Raw genomic sequence first — 2,651 nt, 5'->3', positions numbered from 1 at the left:
CGAATAGACGAATAGACGAAGATGTGAAGCCGTCGCTTTAAAGCTGCGGCTTCGCATCTTTTCATATTAATTAAAACTCTTGTCTGAAGTAATTTTTGCTAAACCAGCAATCAACTTCCAAAGCGTGTAGATCGCGGCAACAAGAAGAACAACATAGCCAATAACAAAAACGGCTGTTAGAGCGCCAATGATAGTAAGCACAATCGAAACAAAGAATGTTTTGGTGATGTTGTCGTAGTGATCCGCAAAGACAGTCCCTTGAGCATCGGACTTTTTAACGATGCCCCAAATACCACCTGCAAGAAAACTAATACCAGTAAAGAAGCCTAATAGCATTAACGCATACGCGATGATGGCATGAGTTTTTGCATTTTTGTCCTTCTCTGAGAGCCCCGTATTAATTACTTCAGTATTTTCCATGTGATTGATTCCTAGGTTAATTTAATCACGCACATGATACGGTATTATCTTGTTGATGGTCACGAATTAGTTGCTTGTTGCATATGTTACATGCTGCGTTGTGATGTGTTTGGTATTGTGTAGAGTGTATGTCTCACTGGGTCTTTGTTGATAAAAAAGACATTAACGAAAAGGTTGATTGGAACAAAAATCACGCTGATAGCATGCTAGCGATTACGAGTAGTCATAAAACCAACCAAAACACGCGTCGATAATTTAAGTCACAAATATGGTAAAAGCCTGCCTGGGTGTAAGAGTGGGGAAACGTACCGTAAGCTAAAGTGACGCGTTGTACTAAGCATTATTCTGAACTGTATCTTCAGCGCTTATCCCATCGAACCTGTTTAAAGCTGCTCACATTTTGGTGTTGAAAAGGATGATTCCTCAACGTTATCGGACTCAAAATGCTGCTGCCTGAGTAAGCTGACAGTCAGGTTTATCGGCATCGGCTTATAAAAATAGAAGCCTTGGATATAGTCGACACCGAGCTTAGATAAGATTTTCACTTGGGATTCATACTCGACACCTTCGACGATGACTTGCATGCCTAAGGAGCGTGATAGTTGAAGCATGGACTCTAGCAAAGGGAGACCAAAGCTGGATTCGTCGGATATGTTTTTCACAAACACGCGATCGATTTTGAGAATGCTGAACGGGAACTGTCTTACGAAATCTAACCCTGCGTAGCCTGTACCAAAATCATCAATCGCGACTCTGACGCCCCTGTTCGATAGCTTGGTTAGGTTGTCTCTAATTTTGACCATGTCGGCATCAGAACATTCACCATATTCGGTTACTTCAAAAACCACCTGCTTGAGGATCTCAGGGTGTCTTTTAAAGATGCTGATCACTTTGTTAGAGAAGTTACTGTTAGACACTACGTTGCGGCTGATGTTGACGCTGATGTACTTTGAGTCGAACACATCTTGATTGCTTTTCAACGTCATTAATACTTTGCGCAGCACGAAGTAGGTGAGCTCCTCAATTAAGCCTAAGCTTTCAGCAAGCGGAATGAAAATAGCCGGGGAGACGTTACCTTCAATTGGGTCGTTCCATCGTAATAGTGACTCACAGCCGACGATCTCATTGGTGTTTTGGTTAACGATAGGCTGCATGTGAACATGAAGGTGTTGGTTTTTTAGCGCACTTGAAAGCGAATATTCTAAGCTGCGTTGGCTCTGCTTTTTATGCTTGATGGAAATGAGAATAATGGTGGTGATTCCGGCCATCAAAAAGCCAAACCATAAATAGCTCAACATGAAGTGAAGATAAAACTGATACCCAATGTATGAGGTGATGGTCAATGGGTAGGTGTTTGATTGTATCCGCACCTTGGCGATTGATGAGTCAATATCGGTAGGGTGGATATCTCTTTTGATCACCTCTACTTTGGCCTGTATTCCATGGCTGCTCAGGTTTGTTTCAACAAGGTCATAGATGAAGTGTGGCGGAATCATCAGGCTCACTCCGGCATCTTCTTTGTTCGAGAAAATGAGCATGATGGACTGAACTTGCGTGATGGCCGAGTTGGAATACGACAGGGTCGTTAAATTCGGGTCGTCATTGAGTCGCTGCCTGATGGTGCTGTATAGGCGAAATGAAACGTCACCATCGGTGGTTGAACAGTAAAATCGGTTCTGTTTATTGAATACCGCTGCTTCTTTTACCCAATCGGCTTCAAAAACGTTTTGTCGAAGCTGTCTAACGATCGCGTCGCATGACTGTTCAGGTCTAACTTCAGATAAAAAACGGTCGAACCTTGATTGGATCCCTTCTAACCTGGTTTCGACTAACCTTGATGTGTCTTCGGTTAATGTTTGGTAGTGATACGGTGTAAAAGGAATGAGCATTGCCATGGAAAAAAAGAAAGAGATGGCAAAGTAAAATGAAGTCTTGGCAATGTTTTGGTACTTGATATCCATAGTTGGAGAAGCGTTACCGATTTATGTGAGCATTCGATTTAATTTATAAAGTTAGCGTTTAGGTAGCAATATAAATAATTAATATTGTGAATGCAGGCACGAATTATTGATATAAATAATATGTTTTCTAGTTTTACCAGCAAAATCTGAGCGTTATCTCGTTTATTTGAGTTGGCGAGGCGTCATTTTTGATGATTTATGCGGATAACAAATGCTTATATCCTGATAAATTTTATTGTTATTTGCTCTGGCTGAATGAGCTGAATGAGC

At 41.4% G+C, this 2,651-nt stretch carries 2 protein-coding genes; both read right to left on the bottom strand.

From position 1 onward, the window contains the following. Positions 1 to 66: 66 nt before the first annotated feature. Positions 67 to 420 (bottom strand): membrane protein, encoded by a 354-nt coding sequence (locus AB4375_RS04750; RefSeq protein WP_017068500.1) that lies wholly within the window; start codon positions 418 to 420, stop codon positions 67 to 69. 383 nt (positions 421 to 803) lie between these two features. Further along, complete coding sequence (locus tag AB4375_RS04745) at positions 804 to 2,381, bottom strand: EAL domain-containing protein (protein ID WP_372051111.1); 1,578 nt, start codon at positions 2,379 to 2,381, stop codon at positions 804 to 806. Positions 2,382 to 2,651: the final 270 nt, after the last annotated feature.

It is taken from the genome of Vibrio sp. 10N.261.51.C6 (genome assembly GCF_041471785.1).
GTDB lineage: Bacteria > Pseudomonadota > Gammaproteobacteria > Enterobacterales > Vibrionaceae > Vibrio > Vibrio crassostreae_C.
Note: the sequence above shows the minus strand (reverse complement) of the source record. Positions and strands in the feature narration are given on the sequence as shown.